The sequence below is a fragment of the Alloalcanivorax sp. genome (assembly GCF_964221125.1).
Lineage (GTDB): Bacteria > Pseudomonadota > Gammaproteobacteria > Pseudomonadales > Alcanivoracaceae > Alloalcanivorax > Alloalcanivorax venustensis.
The window spans coordinates 1-17042 of the sequence record NZ_CAXPXK010000121.1 but is presented as its reverse complement, the minus strand read 5'-3'; the positions used below and the strand labels follow the sequence as shown (position 1 = coordinate 17042).

18 protein-coding genes are annotated in these 17042 nt (G+C 65.0%); 12 read left to right on the top strand and 6 right to left on the bottom strand.

What is annotated here, in order from left to right; translation table 11 throughout:
• Positions 1-1353, bottom strand: coding sequence for a deoxyguanosinetriphosphate triphosphohydrolase (locus tag ACEQZD_RS14145; RefSeq protein WP_194854864.1), 1353 nt, complete (start codon positions 1351-1353; stop codon positions 1-3).
• A gap of 137 nt (positions 1354-1490) precedes the next feature.
• On the opposite strand from ACEQZD_RS14145, the gene ACEQZD_RS14140 reads away from it, so the two are divergent.
• Positions 1491-2165 carry a type 1 glutamine amidotransferase domain-containing protein gene (locus tag ACEQZD_RS14140; RefSeq protein ID WP_370186228.1) on the top strand — a complete coding sequence of 225 codons (675 nt, stop codon included), beginning with the start codon at positions 1491-1493 and terminating at the stop codon, positions 2163-2165.
• A gap of 9 nt (positions 2166-2174) precedes the next feature.
• Here the strand turns inward: ACEQZD_RS14140 and ACEQZD_RS14135 are convergent, their stop codons facing one another.
• On the bottom strand, positions 2175-2600 hold the full coding sequence (locus tag ACEQZD_RS14135) for a DUF3617 domain-containing protein (RefSeq protein WP_370186227.1): 426 nt from the start codon (positions 2598-2600) through the stop codon (positions 2175-2177).
• Between the two features lie 262 nt (positions 2601-2862).
• Here ACEQZD_RS14135 and ACEQZD_RS14130 point away from each other — a divergent pair, with 262 nt between their 5' ends.
• Positions 2863-3813, top strand: coding sequence for a hypothetical protein (locus ACEQZD_RS14130; RefSeq protein ID WP_370186225.1), 951 nt, complete (start codon positions 2863-2865; stop codon positions 3811-3813).
• A 140-nt stretch (positions 3814-3953) separates the two neighbouring features.
• On the top strand, positions 3954-4430 hold the full coding sequence (locus tag ACEQZD_RS14125) for a glutathione peroxidase (protein WP_370186223.1): 477 nt from the start codon (positions 3954-3956) through the stop codon (positions 4428-4430).
• 6 nt (positions 4431-4436) lie between these two features.
• Here ACEQZD_RS14125 and ACEQZD_RS14120 read toward each other — a convergent pair whose 3' ends face one another.
• Positions 4437-5114 (bottom strand): hemolysin III family protein, encoded by a 678-nt coding sequence (locus ACEQZD_RS14120; protein ID WP_370186221.1) that lies wholly within the window; start codon positions 5112-5114, stop codon positions 4437-4439.
• A gap of 200 nt (positions 5115-5314) precedes the next feature.
• Between ACEQZD_RS14120 and ACEQZD_RS14115 the strand changes: the two genes are divergently transcribed.
• From ACEQZD_RS14115 to ACEQZD_RS14105, 3 genes are all read left to right on the top strand, one after another.
• Entirely contained in the window at positions 5315-5764 is a 450-nt protein-coding gene (locus ACEQZD_RS14115; protein WP_142947627.1) for a Dps family protein, read from the top strand.
• Positions 5765-5880: 116 nt separating this feature from the next.
• A complete protein-coding gene (locus ACEQZD_RS14110) occupies positions 5881-6621 on the top strand; it encodes a glutathione peroxidase (protein ID WP_067604764.1) in 741 nt (246 codons plus the stop codon).
• A 282-nt stretch (positions 6622-6903) separates the two neighbouring features.
• A complete protein-coding gene (locus ACEQZD_RS14105) occupies positions 6904-7779 on the top strand; it encodes a metal-dependent hydrolase (protein WP_194854862.1) in 876 nt (291 codons plus the stop codon).
• An 8-nt stretch (positions 7780-7787) separates the two neighbouring features.
• On the opposite strand, the gene ACEQZD_RS14100 is transcribed toward ACEQZD_RS14105, so the two are convergent.
• Positions 7788-8606 carry a mechanosensitive ion channel family protein gene (locus ACEQZD_RS14100; RefSeq protein WP_370186219.1) on the bottom strand — a complete coding sequence of 273 codons (819 nt, stop codon included), beginning with the start codon at positions 8604-8606 and terminating at the stop codon, positions 7788-7790.
• Positions 8599-11298 (bottom strand): AAA family ATPase, encoded by a 2700-nt coding sequence (locus ACEQZD_RS14095; RefSeq protein ID WP_370186217.1) that lies wholly within the window; start codon positions 11296-11298, stop codon positions 8599-8601. The genes ACEQZD_RS14100 and ACEQZD_RS14095 overlap by 8 nt, the downstream gene beginning before the upstream one ends.
• A 126-nt stretch (positions 11299-11424) precedes the next feature.
• Between ACEQZD_RS14095 and ACEQZD_RS14090 the strand changes: the two genes are divergently transcribed.
• From ACEQZD_RS14090 to ACEQZD_RS14070, 5 genes are all read left to right on the top strand, one after another.
• The gene (locus tag ACEQZD_RS14090) at positions 11425-11829 is read left to right on the top strand and encodes a CBS domain-containing protein (RefSeq protein ID WP_142947623.1); all 405 of its coding nucleotides are present in this window, start codon (positions 11425-11427) and stop codon (positions 11827-11829) included.
• Positions 11830-11936: 107 nt separating this feature from the next.
• The gene (locus ACEQZD_RS14085; RefSeq protein WP_142947622.1) at positions 11937-12437 is read left to right on the top strand and encodes a DUF962 domain-containing protein; all 501 of its coding nucleotides are present in this window, start codon (positions 11937-11939) and stop codon (positions 12435-12437) included.
• Between the two features lie 72 nt (positions 12438-12509).
• Positions 12510-13229 carry a helix-turn-helix domain-containing protein gene (locus ACEQZD_RS14080; RefSeq protein ID WP_194854860.1) on the top strand — a complete coding sequence of 240 codons (720 nt, stop codon included), beginning with the start codon at positions 12510-12512 and terminating at the stop codon, positions 13227-13229.
• Positions 13230-13244: 15 nt separating this feature from the next.
• Positions 13245-14111: a crotonase/enoyl-CoA hydratase family protein gene (locus ACEQZD_RS14075; RefSeq protein WP_370186214.1), complete on the top strand. Its 867-nt coding sequence runs from the start codon at positions 13245-13247 to the stop codon at positions 14109-14111.
• Between the two features lie 34 nt (positions 14112-14145).
• Entirely contained in the window at positions 14146-15417 is a 1272-nt protein-coding gene (locus tag ACEQZD_RS14070) for an O-acetylhomoserine aminocarboxypropyltransferase/cysteine synthase family protein (protein WP_194854858.1), read from the top strand.
• Here ACEQZD_RS14070 and ACEQZD_RS14065 read toward each other — a convergent pair.
• Positions 15414-16385, bottom strand: a complete 972-nt coding sequence (locus tag ACEQZD_RS14065) for an AraC family transcriptional regulator ligand-binding domain-containing protein (RefSeq protein WP_370186212.1) — start codon at positions 16383-16385, stop codon at positions 15414-15416. The genes ACEQZD_RS14070 and ACEQZD_RS14065 overlap by 4 nt on opposite strands.
• A 125-nt stretch (positions 16386-16510) precedes the next feature.
• Here ACEQZD_RS14065 and ACEQZD_RS14060 point away from each other — a divergent pair.
• A partial coding sequence (locus ACEQZD_RS14060) for a flavin-containing monooxygenase (RefSeq protein ID WP_370186211.1) occupies positions 16511-17042 on the top strand: 532 nt, incomplete at its 3' end.

Sequence of the window (17042 nt, the reverse complement as noted above, 5' to 3'; positions counted from 1 at the left end):
TTAGTAGCGCGTTTCCGCCATGCCGGAGAACTGCTTGGCCAGATAGGTGGCGTAGTTGTCGGTCATGCCGGCGAGAAAGTCCAGCGCCCGCATGATGCACTGGTAGAGCCGTTCCTGTTCGTCCATGTCCGCCAGGCCGTCCGGGAAGCTGTGGCGGCCGATCAGATCGATGATGCGCTCGTGGCGGTAGTTGCGCGTGGCGCCGCGGGCGTGGGACAGCGACGCCTCGATCAGGCCGTCCAGCAGGGCGCCCATCACCTCGAAGGCGCCGATCTCCAGCTCGATCTTGCGCGGGTGCTCGAACACCTTGCCGCGCGCCAGCTGCTTGGCGTTTTCCACGACGTCGTAGACCGCCGGTTCGCAATGGTGCAGCAGGTCGCCTTCCATGTTGCCGGCCAGCAGAGCCTCGTGGTTGGCGACGAAGGCCTCGACCCCCGCTTCGATAAACCGCTCAATGATCTTGCCGCGCAGCAGCGCCGCCTTGCGGCCGTCGCGCAGCTCGGAATGGACCAGGCGGCGCACTTCGTTGTTGTCCGGCAGGGCGGGCTGCAGCAGGGCGTAGACCTCGTCCCAGTGCAGCAGATCCATCTCCAGCCCGTCTTCCAGATCAATGATCGCGTAGCAGAAGTCGTCCGCCGCCTCCATCAGGTAGGCGAGCGGGTGGCGGCAATGGCGGCCGGGCGCCAGTTCCCGGAGCCCGGTGGCCGCGCACACTTCCTGGAAGGCGTCCGCCTCGGACAGAAAGGCGCTGTATTTGCCCGGCTTAAGGCCACCCTCAGCGGCGCGGGACGACAGCCACGGGTACTTCAGGAACGTTGCCAGGGTGGCGTAAGTCAAGCGCATGCCATCGTCGTACTGATGGTATTCGCTCTTGGTGAGGATGCGGAAACCCTGGGCATTGCCCTCGAAGTAGATCAGGTCGGATTGCTGTTCCGGCGTGAGCAGGTCCAGATAGCGCTGGCCGCGCTCCTGGAACCAGGCGCGGATCGCACGCTCGCCGGTGTGGCCGAACGGCGGGTTGCCGATGTCGTGGGCCAGGCAGGCCGACTGCACGATATCGCCCAGGTCGGTGGCGCCGGCCCCTTCCGGCAGGTGACCGAGGGCCTGCAGGCGCTCGCCGGCGCGGATGCCCAGGGTGCGGCCCACGCAGGACACCTCCAGGGAGTGGGTGAGCCGGTTGTGCACATGGTCGTTGGTGGCCAGTGGGTGCACCTGGGTTTTGCGCGCCAGGCGCCGGAAGGCGCCGGAGAAGATGATCTTGTCATGGTCGCGCAGAAAGGCGGTGCGGCCGGTTTCATCCTTGGCGTCGCGGTGTCCCAAGCGGCCCTTGTTGAGCAGTTGTTCCCAGTTCATGGTTTGCGTATCCGTCCCGGGGCCGGTCGTTGAAATGGTGAATGCCGCCCCCACGCTGTGGGGAACGGCGAATGAAGTTCATCACATCTTGATGCCGCGTCTGTCAGCGTCAAGCGGAATATCGACAAGGAGCCACTATGAATTTGGACAAGCCACTTCTGATGCTGGTCACCAGCGCATCACAGATGGGTCAGGGTCAACAGACCGGTCTGTGGCTGGAGGAATTCGCGATTCCCTACCAGATTTTCCGCGACAACAAGGTGCCGGTCCGGGTGGCCAGCCCCACCGGCGGCAAGGTGCCCATCGATCCCCGCTCGGTGCCGGACGATGAGCAGAAAGAGCAGTGGAAGGACGCCATCGCCGAGCTGGAGAACACCCGCCCCCTGGAGGAAATCTGGGAAGACGGGTTCGTCGGCGTGTTCGTGCCCGGTGGCCACGGCGCCATGTTCGACATGCCTGACAATCCCCTGGTGGCCGGCGTGCTGGAGCGTACCTGGGCCCAGGGCGGCGTGGTCAGCGCGGTCTGTCATGGCCCGGCGGCCCTGGTGGGGGTGCGCGACGAAAATGGCGTGCCGCTGGTCAAGGACCGCCGTGTGAGTTGCTTCACCAACGAAGAGGAGCGCGAAGTGGGCCTCGACGAGGTGATGCCGTTCCTACTGGAAACCCGCCTCCAGGAGCTCGGCGCGGAGATCCACAATACGGGTAAATTCGAACCCCATGTGGTCACCGACGGGCGTCTGGTGACCGGTCAGAACCCGCCTTCCAGCGAAGTCACCGCGAAAGCGGTGGTGGACGCGTTGTACGCCGAGTAACGACCACGCTCAGGAATCGCAGGGGCCCGTCCAGCGGGCCTCTTCCTCGGTCGTCATCCCCGGTCCCTTTTCCGATTTGGTGCTGATTGCCGCGTTATAGCGTTCGTCGCTGTTGATGGTCATGGAGCCATCAACGCTCAGAGTACGATTGCCGGACGTGCATTGGGTCTGCCACTCAAGGCTCTTTCCATCCCGCTGGAACTGCGGGCTGCTACAGCCATTGCGCAGTGAGGCCTGACGGATGGTGAGCGCCATGTCGTCCGCCTGCTTGGCGCTCAGGCACTCCGTGTCGGTGGTTTCCTTGTCCATACCCGGCGGCAGTTCGCTGGTGATGGTGCGCTTCACTTCCCATTTCCCGGGTTTCAAGTCCGCGGCCAGGGTCTGGCCCGAGAGTGTCAGCAAAGCAGTAAACAGTATTGTCCTGGTGCGTTTCATGGTTGGCATCCCTATCAACGAAAACTGGTGGTCAGTATAACCGCGCTGTGTGAGTAGGAGCCATGTATCGCCGCCCATGGCCGCCCGTTGTGTGCCATCTGTCACTGACGACGGTCCTTTCTCACTGAAAACGTTAACCCATTCCGATTTCAGAGCTACGGTCCGTGATCCGGTTTGAGAAAAAAGCAGGGTCATCGTTTGTTAATGGAAAGAATTCCGGCGCCTGTATAGGGTCTACCCGACAGGGACGGAGGAGTTTGCGATGTATCGGTCATGGATGATGTTTGCCGCGCTGCTGGTGATGGTCGGCTGTGACAACGCCACGGAGGCGCCGGCTCCGGCGCCGGCGGAAGCCGAAGGCGGTGGGTTTGCTGAGCCGCTGGGTGGCTACCGGGTAGTGCGGCGGTGCAATGGCCTCGGCCCGGCGTCGCTGGATCTGACCCCCAGGGGTCTGAGCGGGAACTATCGCCTTCTGATTCGTGGCGATGGCGATCCAGCGAGCTACACCGCGGTGGATCACCTGGAATTCAGTGTGTCCTGGAACGACGACGACAGCGCCATTGAAACGGCTCGCGACGGCCTTCGGTTGTATGAATGGCGGGCCCGGCTTACCAAGGAATCGGGTTGGCTGCGGAATCTGAATGGCGACATGGCGTTGCCGGACGATGCCGTCGCCGCCTATGACGCGGACAAGGACCGTTTCTTCTTTGAAAGCGGATGCGGGGAAGAGGCGCGCTCCCCTGCGCATGCCTATAACGCCACCCAATCCAGATTGGTGCTGCGGTCCCTCAATCTCGCTATGGCGGAGGCGCGCGAACGGCTTCATCACGAAGCGGGTCTTCAATACATCGAGTATCGGGGTGACTATCTGGGCCGCTCCGGCGCCGATGGCGTCACCGAGGGGCACCATGACCGTAATCAACACCTTTTGGACGTGGCCGCGTTAATGAGAACCGACGCCGTGAACAAAGTGCCGGGCTTGGCGCGGCTGGTCACCGAACACCGGCCGGAGGACGCCGCGCAAGCGCAACGCTACCAACAGGAGCTGCCGGCGTACTTGCGCGCCGCCGCCATGGCCCACGCCCGCTGGTACATCGACTCCGCGGACATCCGCCTGGACTGGTTCCAGGGAACCTATCCGGAGGGCGAAGCCGCGATCCGCGAGGGTATGGCGGCGTTGCAGGGCGCCTACCTGCGTTTGGCGGAGGAGTAAGCGCCTTGTCCCTGGAAGATGGGCAGGCAATGGCGCGGAAGTGGTCTATGATGGTGTGGACGGTAACATTCCGGTCACCCTTATCCGGCACGCCGCTGAGCCGGTGGGCCGTTCGACCTTCACTCAGGAGGAAGGCACCCATGAGCATCTACGACTTTCAGGCCCGCGACCTCAACGGTGAGGAAAAGCCCCTCTCCGACTACAAGGGCAAGGTTCTGCTGGTGGTGAACACCGCCAGCAAGTGCGGCTTCACGCCGCAGTACGAAGGGCTGCAGAAGCTGTACGCCAACTTCGCCGACCGGGGGCTGGAAGTGCTGGGTTTCCCCTGCAACCAGTTCGGCCGCCAGGAGCCCGGCGAGGCCGGGGAAATCGGCGCCTTCTGCGAGAAGAATTACGGCGTCTCGTTCCCGATGTTCGAAAAAGTGGACGTCAACGGCGACAACGCCCATCCGGTGTTCAAGTTTCTGAAATCGGAATCGCCGGGCCTGCTGGGCACCGAGGCGATCAAATGGAACTTCACCAAGTTTCTGGTCGATCGCGACGGCAACGTGGTCAAGCGCTACGCGCCGAAGGACAAGCCGGAAAAGCTCGCCGACGACATCGAAGCGCTGCTCTGAGGCCCGTCAGGCGGGCAGCACCGCGTAGTAGATAGCGTAGAAATGGCAGACACTGCCGCCCACCACGAACAGATGCCAGATGGCGTGGTTGTACGGCAGCCGGTCGGCCAGATAAAACACCACGCCGGCGGTATAGGTGATGCCGCCGGCGAGCAGCAGCCAGAAGCCCAACGGGCTGACCGTGTCCATCAGCTCCCCGGACGCGAACATCACCAGCCAGCCCATGGCCAGGTAAATTCCCACCCGGGCCAGTTTGTAGCGGTTACCGAAACGCAGCTTCAGAACGATACCGGTGAACGCCAGCCCCCAGATCACGCCGAACAGGGTCCAGCCCACGGTGCCGCGCATATTGACCAGCAGAAACGGCGTATAGGTGCCCGCGATCAACGCGAAAATCGCGCAGTGATCCAGCATCTTGTAGAGCGCCCGCCGATGCGGGCGCCGGCTGCCGTGGTAGAGCATGCTGGCGCCGTACAGCAGCGCCAGGCTGGCGCCGAACACGCTGAAGGAAACGATTTTCCAGGGGTCGCCCTGGACGCTGGCCGACTCCACCAGTACCGCGGTGCCGGCGATGCTCAGCAGCAGGCCGATGGCATGGGTGAGGCTGTTGATCACCTCTTCGATCAGAGGGTAGTCCGGCTGACCCGGCTCGGAAGACGCGGAGGGTGTAGAAGGTGTCGTCATACACGTTCCTTGAGGTTAACCCGCCGTTCACTGAAAACGCGCATCATGAGCGCTGGCTTTGCGGCTTGCAAAGCGCGGATAAAGGTTCGATTGCACCAAGCTATGACGAGTATATCGAAAATGAGTTCGCGGTTCCGACCCCGAGGGCTTAGCGTAAAGGTATTGGAGTCAATCCGGACATTCCCGCAAAGGAGAGCACCATGATTGAACACAGCAAAGAAGTCTCCCAGGAGCTGAGTAAACTGCTCGCGGAGAGTTATACCCTGTATTTGAAAACCCACAATTACCACTGGAACGTCACCGGCCCGATGTTCCACAGCCTGCATCTGCTGTTCGAACAGCAGTACACCGAGCTGGCGACGGCGGTGGACACCATCGCGGAGCGCATTCGCGCCCTGGGCGATAAAGCGCCGGGCAGCTACGCGGCCTTCGCCCGTCTGTCGTCCGTGAAGGACGCCGAGGGCGAGCCGGACGCCACGGAAATGCTGAAGACGCTGACCGCGGACCATCGCATCGTGGCGGAGCGCGCCAACAAGGTGCTCAAGCTGGCCGCCGGCCATGAGGACGAAGGCACCGCGGCAATCGCCAGCGAGCGTATCGAGATCCACGAGAAGGCCGCCTGGATGCTGTCCGCCCACCTGGGCGATTGATAGCGAAGGGCTATTCGCTATATAGGCACCATTCGTTTTATTGATGAGGGCGCGGTGGCTACCATGCCTTCATCAATCAGCCACATTCCGATGCACCGAACAGGAGGAAGCATTTAATGTTGGAGAATCGTGAAGGCGAAAAGGTACCTGAAGTCACGTTCCGTACCCGCGAAGGCAACGAGTGGAAAGACGTTACCACTGATGATCTGTTCGCCGGCAAAAACGTAGTGGTGTTCGCCCTCCCCGGCGCGTTCACGCCGACCTGTTCGTCCACGCATCTGCCGCGTTACAACGAATTGGCGCCGGTGTTTAAAGCCAACGGCATTGACGAAATCATCTGTCTGTCGGTGAACGACGGCTTCGTGATGAACGCCTGGGCCGGTGATCAGGACGCCAACAACATCCGTTTCATTCCGGATGGCAACGGCGAGTTCAGCGAAAAGATGGGCATGCTGGTCGGCAAGCAGGACCTGGGTTTCGGTCCGCGCAGCTGGCGCTATTCCATGCTGGTGAAGGACGGCGTGATCGAGAAGATGTTCATTGAGCCGGAGAAGCCCGGCGACCCGTTCGAAGTGTCCGACGCCGACACTATGCTGACCCACATCAACGGTGAAGCGTCCCTGCCCCAGCGGGTGACCATCTTCACCAAGCCGGGCTGCCCGCACTGTGCCCGCGCCAAGCGCGAACTGCGCGACGCCGGCTTCAAGTTCGAGGAAATCGAACTGGGCAACCGTGGCCTGAGCTACAGCACCCTGGCCGCCGTCACCGGCGCCGGCACCACGCCGCAGGTGTACATCGAAGGCCAGCGTATCGGTGGCGCCGACGAGCTGACCGACTGGCTCAAAGCCACCGCCTGAAACCCATTACGCGCTCACCGTAATGCTCAACCCCGGGCAAAAGGATGTGCCCACGGGCGCGGGTTCGCCCCGCGCCATGATCTTCCCCAACTGGCCGGCTCCCCGCCGGCCTTTTTTATGCGTGGCCGCCGCGGTCTCCGGGCGGGCCACCCGCGGATTAAAAAATGGCACAACCGGCCCTGGAGTGTTTCGGGTGCGCTGGCCCATATTGACGGTCATTACTCAAGGTTCCAGTGAGGCGTCGTCGAGGCGCCGCTCACCGCGACAGGGAAGATGATTGCTATGAACGCCAAAGCCCCGATTTCCCCGAACGAGCCGCGTCGCACCAACGGCAGCGACATTCAGCCCCGGCGCATGGATTTCCAGTTCGACCCGGACATGCCGCGCTACTGGTTCGCCGGCGACCAGTTCAAGACCATTCTGCTGACCGCGTTGTCCTGTACCTTCCCGGAAGGCGAGCGCTTCTTCGTGCGCTCGGTGCGCCACTACCAGAAACAGATCACCGACCCGGATCTGCGCGAGCGGGTGAAAGGGTTCATCGGCCAGGAGGCGCACCACGGCAACGAACACGAACAGTTCAACGCCTTCATGGAGAGCAAGGGCGTGCCCACTCAAAAGGTGCACGATTATGTTCATGAAGGCATGAAGTGGATCGCCAAGAAGTTTTCTCCGGAGCGGCAGCTCGCCAAGACCTGTGCCCTGGAGCACTTCACCGCCATGCTCGCCGAGCTGATGCTTGAAGAGCCCGAGTTCCTGGAAGGCATGGACGAGCGCATGCTGCCGCTGTGGCTGTGGCACGCCATCGAGGAAAGCGAGCACAAGGCGGTGGCGTTCGACGTCTATGCCGATCAGGTGGGCAGCTACTGGGTGCGCACGTCGGAGATGGCGCTGACCACGGTGGAATTCATCGGCTTCACCATCTTCCACTACATCCAGCTGCGCCAGGGCATGGACGACAAGCGTGATTTGCGCTCGGTGGGCAACGGCCTGAACTGGCTGCTCGGCCGCCCGGGCTGGCTGCGCCGGCTGGGCCGTTCCTACGCCGCTTACTACAAGCCGTCGTTCCACCCGGAAAAGAAAGACAGCCGCGCGGTGCGCGAGCGCGCCCTGGCACGGCTGGCCGAGATGCTGGACCGGCCGGAGCTGGCGCCCCGCTAACGCTCCGTTCAGTCGCGCAGTATCCGCGGCCGGGGAATCTCCTGGTCGCGGAACAGCGCGGTGACCCGCAACACCACGTCACTCTGGAACGCTTTTTCGTAGCGCACGTCCAGCACATAGGCCTTGGAGCGGAACCGCACCGCCAGGGCGTTGCCGATCTCCACCTCTTCAATGGCGAAGGCCACCGGCTTCTTCAGATAGGCGTAGCGGCTGGTGACGATCACTTCCTCGATAATGCCGCGCACCTGTTCCAGGTCCGCCTGCACCGACACATGGAAGTCGGTGACCACCATCATGTCCAGTTCACCGGCGTTGCCGGAGGCCACCACGTCGGTGATGAAACGGGCGTTGGGAATCGTCACCAGGTTGTCGTCCAGCGTCTGCACGCGCACCGCGCGCAGGCCGATGGCGACGATCTCGCCGTAGGTGTCGCCGAAGCTGATCCGGTCACCGACCTGGAACGGCCGGTCGAACAGCAACAGCAGGCCGGCCACCAGCGACGCCGCCACGTCCTTGAGCGCGAAGCCCAGCGCCACCGCGATCGAGCCCGCTGCCGCCAGGATGAATTCCCGCGGCGGGTTGAGCACCCCGACGATCAGCGCGCCGGTGCCCAGGGTGTAGATCAGAAAGCCGATCAGCGTGGTGATCTGCAGGATCAGAAAGCGGCGTGCCGGCACCTTGTCCATCAGCGAGCCGCTGACTTTCTGAATGCCCCAGTTCAGCGCCCACAGGCAGAAACCGCCGGCCACCAGCAAAAGAATGGCGTAGGCGTTGAACAGGTCCACCACCACCGCCAGGTCCGTGACAATATCGCCGCTTTCATTCATGGAGCAGATTCTTCCTGGTCAGATGGTTGATCACGGTGTGGTACCAGAGCGGCACCAGCCGGTACCGGCCGTCGTCGCTCTGGCGGATAAAGCCGGCGTCGAAGCCCGCCTTCAGGGCGTAACGCACCACGTTTTCCGGCAGGTCGGTGGCGGCCACGATTTCCCCGCTGGACAGGTTTTCGTGGGTGGCGATGGCGGCGTACACGAACAGCAGATTCTCGCCGGCCTTTTCCACCGCGGTGCCCTGCGGTTTGGCGGGCAGCCCCACCAGCACCTGGCGACGGGTCACCTTCACCGAGCTCAGCCACAGCCTCAATGCCGCCATCGGGTTACCCCGGCAGGCGTCCCACAGCAGGCTGAAGTAGCGCTGCTCGGCGTTGCGCACGTTGCCCGCCTCCGGCCCCCGGGAGGACAGCAGCACCTCGTCGTAACGCAGGGTCTGGCCGGAAAGATGGTGCCGCGACAGAATCAGGGAGCGAATCTCGCTCTGCCCCCAGCGCTTCACGCGCACCACATTGCGGAACTGATATTCCCGGCCGAACACATTGCACAGGTACGCCCAGCTCTGGTTGTTGAGCAGCACCAGCCAGAACAGGTTGTCCAGGCGCGCGTTGGTCAAACGCAGCAGCGCGCGCCAGCCCTCCAGACCGCCGATCCGGGCGAGGAAGAAATTCTGCGCTTCGTCCAGTACCAGCAGGGTGGGGCGGCGCTGCTCATCGTTCTTCACCAGGCTGGCGGGGCCCTCCTCGAGAGACTCGTCCAGGGCCTCGGCGACCAGGGCGATGACGTCCTCCGGGGCCAGGGTCTTGGGCGGCACCGTCACGGACACCACCCGCAGGCCCTCGTCGTTTTTCTCCAGGGCGCGGGTCAGGCGGCGCGCCGCCATGCTTTTGCCGCTGCCTTTCTCGCCGGCCACCAGCAGGGTGTTCTCGTCGGTTTTGTCCTCGCGCCAGCGTTGAATCGCCTTTTCCATGGCGTCGGTGAGCCCGGTATCGATAAAGGGCGCCGGCTCGTCGTCGGGCAGGCCGGCGTCGAACCACTGCTGGTACTCGCGGGCGGGCCGCGTGTCGTCTTCGGCCTTGTCGTCCTCGTCGCCGCTTTGCGCGCGCATCCGGAACCAGCGCGCCTTGAGGCGCAGGTACCAGTCGGCGCCGGCCAGCAGCTGGTCCAGGTAACGGAACACGAAGTACACCAGAGCCACCGGAAGCAGCAAGGGCGCGGTCCAGGAGAACAGGCGCTGACTGAGCAGGCGCGCCGCCAGGGGGTCGAGCCGCGACGGCAGAATGCTCTGCAAGCACACCAGGTAGTCCTCGCCGCGCTGCGTGAGCAGGCGGCCGATGGCGGCGTACAGCGCCAGCCCCAGCAGCAGCCCGCTGAAATCATGCAGCAGGCCGCCGCCGAGCAGTTGGTCCACCGCCAGGAACAGCGCCCAGGGCAGCATCAGCCAGACCGCCACGCGGCGCGCCCGTTCGCCGGCCTGGTTGGCCTGTTCGCCGTTCAGGTAGGTGCCGGCGCCCTGGGCCACGCGCAGCACCAGCCATTCGCCGATCAGCCAGGTGAGCCCGAACACCACGTACAGCCGGGCCAGCGGCAGCAGCCACAGCAGCAAGCGGGTGGAGGGCGCCTGCAGCGCCGGTTCCACAAGGTCGAGCGCGAACCAGGGAATCAGCCACGGCAGCAGCGGCGCCAGCCCCGCCACCAGCCGGCTGAGGTTCCACAGCCAGCGGCGCCCGCCGCTGGCTTCCATGACGCGTGCGTGCAGCGACAGCAGGGCGCCTTTGCCGCGCCGGCTGAAATGGATCAGCACCGCGAACAGGGCGATACCCAACAACAGCGCCAGGGCGTTGCTGAGCAGCGGCAGATAGCGGCGCATCTCGCCGTTCAGGCGCCCCTCCTGGAAGGTGAGCTGGAACGCCTGATAGAGACGGTCCACGGCCAGCCCGGTTTCCAGATCAATCACCGTCAGCGCGGCGTCGAGCCCGCCGCCCCCGGTCAGCAACGACAGGCCGCCGGCCTGATCCCATAAAGCGGCGCGCAGCGCCAGCACCTGGCGTTGCGCCTCGGCGCTTTGCCGGCGCCAGAGCATTTCCTGGGCCGGTTCCGCCGCGCTCAGCCAGGGCGGGGTGCCCGGGCGCCGGGCCAGCCGGTCCAGCGCGGTGAAGGCGGCGGCCGGGTCCCGGCGCAGCAGCGGGGTCAGGGCGATCAGGCCGGCCAGGCGCTCGCGCAGATAATCGTCGGAGCCGCCCTCGGCCGGGGCGCCGGCCAGGTTCTGATACAGCTCGTGCCAAGTGGTCAGGGCGCGCCGCTGTTCGTCGGCCAGCTCAAACCATTGCAGCCGTTTCGCCCGGCGTTGTTCGGTGAGCCGCAGGGTTCGTTCGCGCACCCCTTTGTAGTCCGGGGCCAGGGCGTCGCAGCCGGGCACCACGGCGGCGGGCGCCCGCGACGGCGGCGGCGCGCTGCCGGTGGGGGCGGCGCCGAGCGCGTCGGTGAGCGCCGCCGGCGCCACCAGTTCCCCGGCCAGGGCCGCGTCCAGGTGCTCAAGATGCGTCTCCAGCCGCTGGTTGCCTTCGCGCCACTGGTTGAGCGCGGCCTGTTCGCGCTGGCACTGGGCGTCGCTGGCGGCAAGGGCCGGACCGGTAAGCCATAACGCCACAAGGACGAAATAAAACCGGTGCCGCCGCGAAAACCCCATGGTCTGTTCCTTTTTAATGGTTTCGCGCCATTGTAGGGACGCTGTGAGCGGGCGTCATCCGCGCCGCGGCGGTGTATAGTCGGGGTACGGACGTGATGATCGCGGCGGTGACAAGGAGATTGGCAAATGGCTTCGTTAGTGGTCAGGGATCTGATGGTGCGGCACCCGCCCTCTCTGGTGGCGGGCACCGAAATGACGTCGGTGGTGGCGACACTGTTGAACGGGCGCTATACCGGCTTGCCGGTGATCGACGGCGATCACCGGGTGATCGGTTTCGTCTCCGAGCAGGACTGCCTGCGCCATTTGCTGGTGTCCAGCTATCACCAGGAAGGGTCACTGCGGGTGGAAGAGCTGATGCACGATCAGCCGCTCACCGTGCGCGAGGACGATTCGGTGGTCGACGTGGCCGGGCTGATGGTCAAGCAGAAGCCGAAAATCTACCCGGTGCTGGACAGCGGCGACCGGCTGGTGGGCTTGCTGACCCGCCGGGCGGTGCTGCAGGCGCTGAACGACAGCCGCCGCGGCGATTGACCGCCAGCCGCCGGCCGCCAGCCGCTACATACAAGTTTGCCGACGTCCGCGTCGCTAGTGTTTGAGGTAGTGTGAACAGGCCCTAAAACAACAAGAGGAGTGTTGTCATGCGTGATCTGTCGACTTTTCTACATGATTACGGCGACAGCCATCGCCACCCGGTGAACCAGTGGGTGCATATTTTTTGTGTGCCGGCGATTTTCGTCTCCACGCTGGGGCTGTTCTGGCTGATTCCGGTCGGCCAGTGGCTGGGCCTGGAAGGCGCGGCGGCCTACTGGGTCAACGGCGGCACCCTGCTGGCGGTGCTTTGCATGCCGTTCTACCTGCGGCTTTCCATGGGGGTGTCCCTGCTGATGCTGGGCTGGCTGGCGGTGTCCATCGCGGTGGTCACGCTGGTCGACCGCAGTGCCCTGTCGCTGGGCTGGAGCGCGCTGGTGCTGTGGCTGGTGGCCTGGGCGGTGCAGGTCTGGGGCCACAAGGTGGAAGGCAAGAAGCCGTCGTTCACCGACGACCTGGTGTTCCTGCTGGTGGGCCCGGTGTTCGTCAGCCTGGAGCTGGCCTACAAGCTGGGGCTCAGCCGCACCCCGGGCCACGGCCGCCCGTCCTGAACCGGGCGCCGAATGGCGGACGCTGAAACGCGCCCCCGCTCGCCCCTTTTCCTCTGGGAAGGGGGCTGGTGCATGCTGGCGCCGCATCTGCATAACCGGCCGCACAGCCATGTGGCGGCGTCGCTGCTGGTGAGCCTGGGCCGTGAGCCGATTCGCGTGCAGCTGGCCGGCCACTGGATCACCGCCGAGGCGGTCTGGGCGGCGCCGGATGTGGACCAGGCGCTGGACAGCGACGGTCCGGTGGCGGTGCTGCACCTGGACCCGGACCACCGTGCCTGGCGGGCGCTGCGGTTGCAGGGCCCGGGCGGTGAGTTTCCGCTGGCCGAACATCCCCGTTTCCGCGCCTGCCTGAACGAGCTGGCGGCGTCGCCGTCCGCCGCCGCGGCGTTGGCGGCGCGCGCCACCCTGGAAGCCGGTGAACCCCGTCCGCTGGATCCGCGCGTGGTGCTCGCCTGCCGCGCCCTGCGCCGGGGTGACGACGCCGCCGGCCTGGGCGGCGCCGCCCTGGCCGAGGCGGTGGGGTTGTCCGAATCCCGTTTCCGGCACCTTTTCCGCGAGGAACTCGGCGTCAATCTCAAGCGCTTCCAGCTGCATCTCAAATGCCAGCGGGCGCTCACTCTGTGGCGTGACGGCATGAGCCTCACGGATCTGGCGCTGGCCGCCGGCTTCTACGATCAGCCCCATCTCAATCGCACCCTCCGTGCCATGTTCGACACCCTGCCTTCCCGCTATGCTAGAGCCTTCCCCATCCAGGTGGAGCATCTCGACGAGCCCCGCCTTCACGATCAATAAAAACCGGGAGTTATCATGGAGTACCAGCACATCCGCACCGAGCTGGCGGACAATATTCTCACCGTCACCCTGAACCGCCCTGACCGCATGAACGCCTTCACCCTGCGCATGAAAGACGAACTGGTGCATGTGTTCGGCGAGGCGGACCGCGACAACCAGGTGCGCGCGGTGGTGGTCACCGGCGCCGGACGGGCGTTCTGTGCCGGCATGGAGATGCAGCCCGAGGACGGCGGCCATGTGTTCGGTTACGACGATGCCGAGGGCGAGGAGCCGCCGGTGGAGACCATCCGTGATTCCGGCGGCGAGGTGTCGCTGGCGATCTTCAATTGCCGCAAGCCGGTGATCGGCGCGCTCAACGGCGCCGCCGTGGGCGTCGGCATCACCATGACCCTGCCGATGGATTTCCGCCTGGCCGCCGAGGGCGCCAAGATCGGTTTCGTCTTCACCCAGCGCGGCCTGACGCCGGAGGCGTGCTCCACCTGGTTCCTGCCCCGCGCGGTGGGCATGCAGAAAGCGCTGGAGTGGGTCTACAGCGGCGACATCTTCCTCGCCGAGGAAGGCCTGGAAGCGGGCCTGTTCCGCAGCCTGCACGGCAAGGAAGAGGTGCTCGACGCCGCCCTGACGCTGGCCCGCAAGCTGATCGCCAAAAGCTCACCGGTATCGGTGGCGCTGGCCAAGCAGATGCTGTGGCGTAACCCCACCTTCGACCATCCGATGCAGGCCCACGCGGTGGAGTCGAGAATGATCTACCGCGCCAATGAGTTCTGGGACGGCAAGGACGGCTTCACCGCCTTTTTGGAAAAACGGGACCCGGTGTTCGATACCGATCTCAACCATGTGCCCGCGGAGTTTAATTTCTGGCCCGAACCGCCGTTGAAATAACCCGCTAAAAAATCGAAGACCCAGCGAGGACACCATGAAAAAAGAGACCATAGCGATTCACGGCGGGTTCGCCGGTGATCCGGAAACCCACTCCGTGGCGGTGCCGATCTACCAGACCACCAGCTACTACTTCGATGACACCCAGCACGGCGCGGACCTGTTCGACCTGAAAGTGCCGGGCAACATCTACACGCGCATCATGAACCCGACCAACGCGGTGCTCGAAGAGCGCGTCGCCCAACTGGAAGGCGGCATCGGCGCCCTGGCGATGGCCTCGGGCATGGCCGCCACCACCGCGGCGATCCAGACCCTGGCCCGCGCCGGCGACAACATCGTCTCGGTGAGCCAGCTCTACGGCGGCACCTACAACCTGTTCGCCCACACCCTGCCGACCATGGGCATCGACGTGCGCATGGCGGACGGCCGCGATACGGCGGCCATGGCCGCGGCCATCGACGAGCGCACCAAAGCGGTGTTCTGCGAGTCGATCGGCAACCCGGCCGGCAACATCGTCGACCTGGCGGCGCTGGCCAAGGTGGCCCACGACGCCGGGGTGCCGCTGATCGTCGATAACACCGTGGCCACACCGGCGCTGTGCCGGCCGTTCGAGCATGGCGCGGACATCGTGGTGCACTCCCTCACCAAGTACATGGGCGGCCACGGCACCACCGTGGGCGGCGCCATCGTCGATTCCGGGCGTTTCCCCTGGAAGGACAACCCGCGCTTTCCGCAATTCAACGAGCCGGACCCCAGCTATCACGGGGTGATCTATTCCGAGGCCATGGGCGAGGCGGCGTTTATCGGCCGTGCCCGGGTGGTGCCGCTGCGCAATATGGGCGCGGCGTTGTCGCCGATGAACGCCTTTCTGATTCTCCAGGGCATCGAGACCCTGAGCCTGCGCATGGAGCGGCATTGCGAGAACGGTCTGGCGGTGGCCCGCTACCTGCGGGATCACAAGAAAGTGGCCTGGGTGAACTTCGCCGGCCTGGACAGCGACCAGGACTATCAACTGGCGCAGCGCTACATGGACGGCGGCGTTCCCGCCTCGATTCTCAGCTTCGGCATTGAGGGCGGCCGCGATGCCGGCGCCCGCTTCATCGATGCGCTGTTGATGATCAAGCGTCTGGTGAACATCGGCGACGCCAAATCACTGGCCTGCCACCCGGCCACCACCACCCACCGGCAGCTGGACGAGGCGGAGCTCAAGACCGCCGGCGTCAGCGCCGACCTGGTGCGTCTGTCCGTGGGCATCGAGCACATCGACGACATCCTCGCCGACATCGAGCAGGCGCTGGCCGCCGTCTAATCCGGCCGTGCCTCCCGGAAGCGGGCCGGCGTCCTGCCGGTCCAGCGCTTGAACGCCTTGGCGAAGGCGCTCTCATCGGAAAAGCCCAGGTCCTCCGCGATCTGGCCGGTGCGGGCGCCGTTCGCCAGGGCCTGTTCGGCCAGATCCTGCAGTAACGTATCCCGCAACAACTTGAAGCTGGTGCCTTCGTCCGCCAGTTTGCGGATCAGATGGCGCCCGCTCATGCCCAGCTGTTCGGCGATGCGCTCCTTGCCCCAGCGTGGGTGATCGCGGATCAGGGTGCTGACGCGGGCGCCCAGGGACTGGCTGTCCAGGCGCGCCAGCAGCTCGTCGGCCAGGCCGCGCAGGTGGCGGCACAGGGCCGGGTTGGCGTGGATCAACGGCAGAGCCAGTTGATCGCTGGCGAACACCAGGGCGTTGTCGGCGCGGTTGAAATGCACCGGCAGCCCCAGTTTGTCCTGGTACCGCTGGGGTTGAGCCTGGGCAGCGTGGCGGAACGTCAGGTGGTCCGGGCGGAAGGCATCGCCGGTGCTCCACCGGGTCAGATGAATCAGGCTGGCCATGACCGCTTCCACCCGCGTGGTGCGCCGTGTCCGGTAGACCGGCTCATAGCGCACCTCGCAGAAGCGCGGGCCGCGCGCCACCTGAAAGGCGCCGCCCTCGCCGACGATCGGGTGGTAATCGATCAGCGATTCCACCGCCTCGTCCAGCGTCTCGCAACTCATCAGAATCATGCCGGCGGTATCCAGGTGCCCGACCTGCAGCGCCAGGCCCAGATCCACGCCCACCAGCGGGTCGCCGGCGCCCTCGCAGAACGCTTCCCAGAGCCGGTCCTGGCTGGCCAGGTCGACCCGCTCGCGGCGGTCCAGGCGTGCCACCAGGTCGCCGGGCAGCGCCAGCCCCAGGCGCTGGGCGGCCTGCATGATGGCTTGCGAGAAGTGCACCGTGACGGTGGGGCTGTGGCTCATGGAAAAGTCCTGGATGGAAAGGTCCTGAATTAACCGTACTCGGGTCGCGAATCAGCCGTGCCGGGCCAGGCTCGCCCGGTTAGGGTCTTAAACCATACTGAAATAATAACAAGCAGGCGTTACCCATGTACGCAGTGATCGGCGCCGGCCCCATGGGCCTGGCCACGGCAAGAAACCTCAGTAAACAGGGTCTGCCCTTCGTCGGCTATGAGTTGAACGGCGAGGTGGGCGGGTTGTGGGATATCGATAACCCCCACAGCACCATGTACGAAACCGCGCATCTGATCTCCTCGAAGCGGATGACCGAGTTCCGCGAATTCCCCATGGACGAGCGGGTGGCCACCTACCCGCATCACGCGGAGCTGAAGCGCTACTTCCAGGACTACGCCCGGCATTTCGGTCTCTACGAGCATTACCGGTTCAACACCCGGGTGCTGTCGGTGACGCCGGAAGGCGAGGGCTGGCGCGTCACCGTGGAACGGGACGGCGAGCAGAGCAGCCGCTGGTTCGACGGCGTGCTGATCGCCAGCGGCACCCTGCATACCCCGAACCTGCCGGCGCTGCCCGGCCACTTCGACGGCGAGATACGGCACGCCCGGGAGTACCGCGACCCGTCCCTGTTCCGCGACAAGCGGGTGCTGATCGTCGGCTGCGGAG

Excerpts from the sequence above, each read along its gene's own strand:
- ACEQZD_RS14125 (WP_370186223.1), top strand. The coding sequence starts at position 3,954 with ATGAGCATCTACGACTTTCAGGCCCGCGACCTCAACGGTGAGGAAAAG.
- ACEQZD_RS14105 (WP_194854862.1), top strand. The coding sequence starts at position 6,904 with ATGAACGCCAAAGCCCCGATTTCCCCGAACGAGCCGCGTCGCACCAAC.
- ACEQZD_RS14065 (WP_370186212.1), bottom strand. The coding sequence starts at position 16,385 with ATGAGCCACAGCCCCACCGTCACGGTGCACTTCTCGCAAGCCATCATG.
- ACEQZD_RS14080 (WP_194854860.1), top strand. The coding sequence starts at position 12,510 with ATGCTGGCGCCGCATCTGCATAACCGGCCGCACAGCCATGTGGCGGCG.
- ACEQZD_RS14110 (WP_067604764.1), top strand. The coding sequence starts at position 5,881 with ATGTTGGAGAATCGTGAAGGCGAAAAGGTACCTGAAGTCACGTTCCGT.
- ACEQZD_RS14140 (WP_370186228.1), top strand. The coding sequence starts at position 1,491 with ATGAATTTGGACAAGCCACTTCTGATGCTGGTCACCAGCGCATCACAG.
- ACEQZD_RS14090 (WP_142947623.1), top strand. The coding sequence starts at position 11,425 with ATGGCTTCGTTAGTGGTCAGGGATCTGATGGTGCGGCACCCGCCCTCT.
- ACEQZD_RS14075 (WP_370186214.1), top strand. The coding sequence starts at position 13,245 with ATGGAGTACCAGCACATCCGCACCGAGCTGGCGGACAATATTCTCACC.
- ACEQZD_RS14130 (WP_370186225.1), top strand. The coding sequence starts at position 2,863 with ATGTATCGGTCATGGATGATGTTTGCCGCGCTGCTGGTGATGGTCGGC.
- ACEQZD_RS14095 (WP_370186217.1), bottom strand. The coding sequence starts at position 11,298 with ATGGGGTTTTCGCGGCGGCACCGGTTTTATTTCGTCCTTGTGGCGTTA.
- ACEQZD_RS14100 (WP_370186219.1), bottom strand. The coding sequence starts at position 8,606 with ATGAATGAAAGCGGCGATATTGTCACGGACCTGGCGGTGGTGGTGGAC.
- ACEQZD_RS14135 (WP_370186227.1), bottom strand. The coding sequence starts at position 2,600 with ATGAAACGCACCAGGACAATACTGTTTACTGCTTTGCTGACACTCTCG.
- ACEQZD_RS14115 (WP_142947627.1), top strand. The coding sequence starts at position 5,315 with ATGATTGAACACAGCAAAGAAGTCTCCCAGGAGCTGAGTAAACTGCTC.
- ACEQZD_RS14085 (WP_142947622.1), top strand. The coding sequence starts at position 11,937 with ATGCGTGATCTGTCGACTTTTCTACATGATTACGGCGACAGCCATCGC.
- ACEQZD_RS14070 (WP_194854858.1), top strand. The coding sequence starts at position 14,146 with ATGAAAAAAGAGACCATAGCGATTCACGGCGGGTTCGCCGGTGATCCG.
- ACEQZD_RS14120 (WP_370186221.1), bottom strand. The coding sequence starts at position 5,114 with ATGACGACACCTTCTACACCCTCCGCGTCTTCCGAGCCGGGTCAGCCG.
- ACEQZD_RS14145 (WP_194854864.1), bottom strand. The coding sequence starts at position 1,353 with ATGAACTGGGAACAACTGCTCAACAAGGGCCGCTTGGGACACCGCGAC.